At 64.2% G+C, this 4125-nt stretch carries 4 protein-coding genes; 1 reads left to right on the plus strand and 3 read right to left on the minus strand.

Annotated elements, in window-relative coordinates; all coding sequences use genetic code 11:
• Positions 1 to 35: 35 nt before the first annotated feature.
• Entirely contained in the window at positions 36 to 476 is a 441-nt protein-coding gene (locus tag JHC79_RS22795; protein ID WP_296395202.1) for a MarR family transcriptional regulator, read from the minus strand.
• A 60-nt stretch (positions 477 to 536) separates the two neighbouring features.
• Between JHC79_RS22795 and JHC79_RS22800 the strand changes: the two genes are divergently transcribed.
• Positions 537 to 1277, plus strand: coding sequence for an SDR family oxidoreductase (locus JHC79_RS22800; protein ID WP_296395204.1), 741 nt, complete (start codon positions 537 to 539; stop codon positions 1275 to 1277).
• A gap of 111 nt (positions 1278 to 1388) precedes the next feature.
• On the opposite strand, the gene nrdF is transcribed toward JHC79_RS22800, so the two are convergent.
• Together nrdF and nrdE are read right to left on the minus strand one after the other, a co-directional pair.
• Positions 1389 to 2393 carry a class 1b ribonucleoside-diphosphate reductase subunit beta gene (gene nrdF / locus JHC79_RS22805; RefSeq protein ID WP_253662216.1) on the minus strand — a complete coding sequence of 335 codons (1005 nt, stop codon included), beginning with the start codon at positions 2391 to 2393 and terminating at the stop codon, positions 1389 to 1391.
• A gap of 52 nt (positions 2394 to 2445) precedes the next feature.
• Positions 2446 to 4125, minus strand: a 1680-nt coding sequence (nrdE, locus tag JHC79_RS22810; protein ID WP_296395209.1) for a class 1b ribonucleoside-diphosphate reductase subunit alpha, incomplete at its 5' end; no start/stop codon positions are given.

The raw sequence follows: 4125 nt of genomic DNA on the forward strand, positions 1-4125 counted from the left end.
GTGCCGCGTCTGCAGACAGGTGCCGCGGATCTGCGTCAGTCCTCCAGCAGTGCTGTGAACGCCGACGCCAGCGCCGACCGCTGATCCGCCGTCAGTTTCTCGGTGAGGTTCGCCCGGATCGACTCGGCGTGCGCAGGCCGAGCCGGACGCAGCGCACGCTCGCCGTCGTCGGTGATGCTGACCGTCACCGTCGACGAGTCCTCGGCAGCGCGTGACACCAGGCCTCGCTTCTCCATGCGGGTGATCTGGTGTGACAGCCGACTCTTGTTCCACCGCATGGACGTGGCCAACTCCCCCTGACGCAGCGTGCCACCGCCGAGATCGACCAGACGCGTCAACACCCCGAACTCGGCCCCGGTCAGCTCCGACGCCGTGAGGATGTCGCGCTCGACCGCCGCGTTCACCTTCTCCCCGACCAGCTTGAACTGATGCCACAGCGCGAGTTCCGTCGATGTGAGGCGAGCACTTGATGTCATGGGACCACCGTATCGACCTGCGGGTTGTCATGACAACCGATCGCGCCTACCCTGGTTGTCATGACAACCCTCACTCCTGCCGCGGCCATCGTCACCGGCGGATCACGTTCCATCGGCCGCGCCATCTCCGAGCGCCTCGCCCGCGACGGACATCCCGTCCTGGTGAACTACGCCCACGGTGCATCCGACGCAGACGAGACGGTCCGATCGATCGTCGACGCCGGCGGTAGGGCGATCGCCGCACGCGGCGACGTCGCGTCGGCCGCGGATGTCGAGCGGCTGTTCGCGAACGCGCGTGCGGAATTCGGCGCCGTCGGGATCCTGGTCAACAATGCCGGTGTCAGCGTCCTGGGTGAACTGTCCGAACTCGACGACGACGCCTACGACCGCGTCTTCGACGTCAGCGCGCGGGGCACCTACAACGGATTGCGCGTCGCGGCCGGGCATCTCGCCGACGGCGGGCGGATCGTCAACCTGTCCAGCACCGCCATCGCGATCACCACGCCGCGGATGGGCGTCTACCTCGCGGCGAAGGCCGCGGTCGAGACGTTCACCCGGGTCGCGGCGAAAGAGTTGGCGCCGCGCGGGATCACCGTCAACGCCGTGGCACCGGGCCTCGTCCGGTCGGAGATGTTCGCCGACGGCAAGACCCCCGAGCAGCTCGCCTCGATCGAGAAGGCCTCCCCCGCAGGCCGACTCGGCGAGGTCAGTGAGATCGCCGACGCCGTCGCCCTGCTCACGTCGCCGGAAGCGAGCTGGATCAGCGGCCAGATCATCCGTGTCAACGGCGGCGTTGCCTGAAAACTGCTCTACCCGCTCCGGTTACGACGAAACGCTCCGGTTGCAACCGGAGCGTTTCGTCACAAGTGGAGCGTCTACAACTCGAGGCTAGAAATCCCAGCCGAAGGCTGCCTAGAAATCCCAGTCGTCATCTTCGGTGTTGACGGCCTTGCCTATGACGTACGAGCTGCCCGACCCGGAGAAGAAGTCGTGGTTCTCGTCGGCGTTGGGTGAGAGCGCCGAGAGGATCGCCGGGTTCACGTCGGTCTCGTCCCGCGGGAACATGGCCTCGTAGCCCAGGTTCATCAGGGCCTTGTTGGCGTTGTACCGCAGGAACTTCTTGACGTCCTCGGTCAGACCGACCTCGTCATAGAGGGTCTCGGTGTAGTCGGTCTCGTTGTCGTACAGCTCGAACAGCAGCTCGAAGGTGTAGTCCTTGAGCTCCTGGCGACGCTCGGGGGTCTGCACCTCCAGCGCGCGCTGGTACTTGTAACCGATGTAGTACCCGTGCACGGCCTCGTCACGGATGATCAGACGGATGAGATCGGCTGTGTTGGTGAGCTTTGCGCGGCTCGACCAGTACATCGGCAGGTAGAAACCCGAGTAGAACAGGAACGACTCGAGCAGTGTCGAGGCGACCTTGCGCTTGAGCGGGTCGTCGCCACGGTAGTAGTCCATGACGATGTTCGCCTTGCGCTGGACGTTGACGTTCTCCTCCGACCAGCGGAAGGCTTCGTCGATGTCCTTGGTGGAGCACAGCGTCGAGAAGATCGAGCTGTAGGACTTGGCGTGCACCGACTCCATGAACGCGATGTTGGTGAGCACCGCCTCCTCGTGCGGGGTGGCCGCGTCGGGGATCAGCGAGACCGCACCGACGGTGCCCTGGATGGTGTCGAGCAGCGTCAAGCCGGTGAACACCCGCATGGTGAGCTGCTTCTCGAGATCGGTGAGCGTGCCCCACGACGGGATGTCGTTGGACACCGGCACCTTCTCCGGCAACCAGAAGTTACCGGTCAGGCGATCCCAGACCTCGGCGTCCTTCTCGTCGGGAACGCGGTTCCAGTTGATGGCCGAGACCCGGCTGACCAACTTGATCGGCGCGCCGTCGGCAGGCGAATGGCTCTGGGTGGACGTCATCGTGCGCTCCTGCAGGTCGATTCGAAGATGGGGGTTGCCGAGGGGCGAGTGGTCACAACATGCACGAGACGCAACCCTCGACCTCGGTGCCTTCCAGCGCAAGCTGGCGCAGGCGGATGTAGTACAGCGTCTTGATGCCCTTGCGCCATGCGTAGATCTGCGCCTTGTTGACGTCGCGCGTGGTGGCGGTGTCCTTGAAGAACAGCGTCAGGCTCAGGCCCTGATCGACGTGCTGCGTCGCCGCGGCGTAGGTGTCGATGATCTTCTCGTAGCCGATCTCGTACGCGTCCTGGTAGTAGTCCAGGTTGTCGTTGGTCATGAACGGCGCCGGGTAGTACACGCGGCCGATCTTGCCTTCCTTGCGGATCTCGACCTTGGCGGCCACCGGGTGGATCGAGCTGGTGGAGTGGTTGATGTAGCTGATCGATCCGGTCGGCGGCACCGCCTGCAGGTTCTGGTTGTAGATGCCGTGCTCGCGCACCGATGCGCGCAGCTGACGCCAGTCGTCCTGGGTCGGGATGTGCACGCCTGCTTCTGAGAACAGCTCTGCGACACGGGCGGTGGCCGGCTCCCAGGCGTGATCGGTGTACTTGTCGAAGAACTCGCCGCTGGCGTACTTGGACTTCTCGAAGCCACCGAACGACTGACCGCGCTCCTTGGCGATGAGGTTCGATGCGCGGATCGCGTGGAACAGCACCGTGTAGAAGTAGATGTTCGTGAAGTCGATGCCCTCCTCGCTGCCGTAGTAGACACGCTCACGGGCGAGGTAGCCGTGCAGGTTCATCTGGCCGAGGCCGATCGCGTGAGAGCTGTTGTTGCCCTCCTGGATCGACGGGACCGAGGTGATCGCCGTCTGATCACTCACCGCGGTGAGGCCACGGATCGAGGTCTCGATGGTCTGCCCGAAGTCCGGCGAGTCCATCGTCTTGGCGATGTTCAGCGACCCCAGGTTGCACGAGATGTCCTTGCCCACAGTGGAGTAGGACAGATCGTCGTTGAACGTCGACGCGGTCGAGACCTGCAGGATCTCCGAGCACAGGTTCGAGTGCGTGATCTTGCCGTCGATCGGGTTGGCGCGGTTCACCGTGTCCTCGAACATGATGTACGGGTAGCCCGACTCGAACTGCAGCTCGGCGAGGGTCTGGAAGAACTCGCGCGCCTTGATCTTGGTCTTGCGGATCCGACGGTCCTCGACCATCTCGTGGTACTTGTCGCTCACGTTGATGTCGGCGAACGGCACCCCGTAGACACGCTCGACGTCGTACGGGGAGAACAGGTACATGTCGTCGTTGCGCTTGGCCAGCTCGAAGGTGATGTCCGGGATGACGACGCCCAGCGACAGCGTCTTGATGCGGATCTTCTCGTCGGCGTTCTCGCGCTTGGTGTCGAGGAAGCGGTAGATGTCGGGGTGGTGTGCGTGCAGGTACACCGCGCCGGCACCCTGACGGGCACCGAGCTGGTTGGCGTAGCTGAACGAATCCTCGAGCAGCTTCATGATCGGGATGACGCCCGAGCTCTGGTTCTCGATCTTCTTGATCGGCGCGCCGTGCTCACGGATGTTGCTCAGCAGCAACGCGACTCCGCCGCCGCGCTTGGACAGCTGCAGCGCCGAGTTGATCGAGCGACCGATCGACTCCATGTTGTCCTCGATGCGCAGCAGGAAGCACGAGACCGGCTCGCCGCGCTGCTTCTTGCCCGAGTTGAGGAACGTCGGGGTGGCCGGCTGGAACCG

The sequence above is a fragment of the Williamsia sp. genome (assembly GCF_016462415.1).
GTDB lineage: Bacteria > Actinomycetota > Actinomycetes > Mycobacteriales > Mycobacteriaceae > Williamsia_A.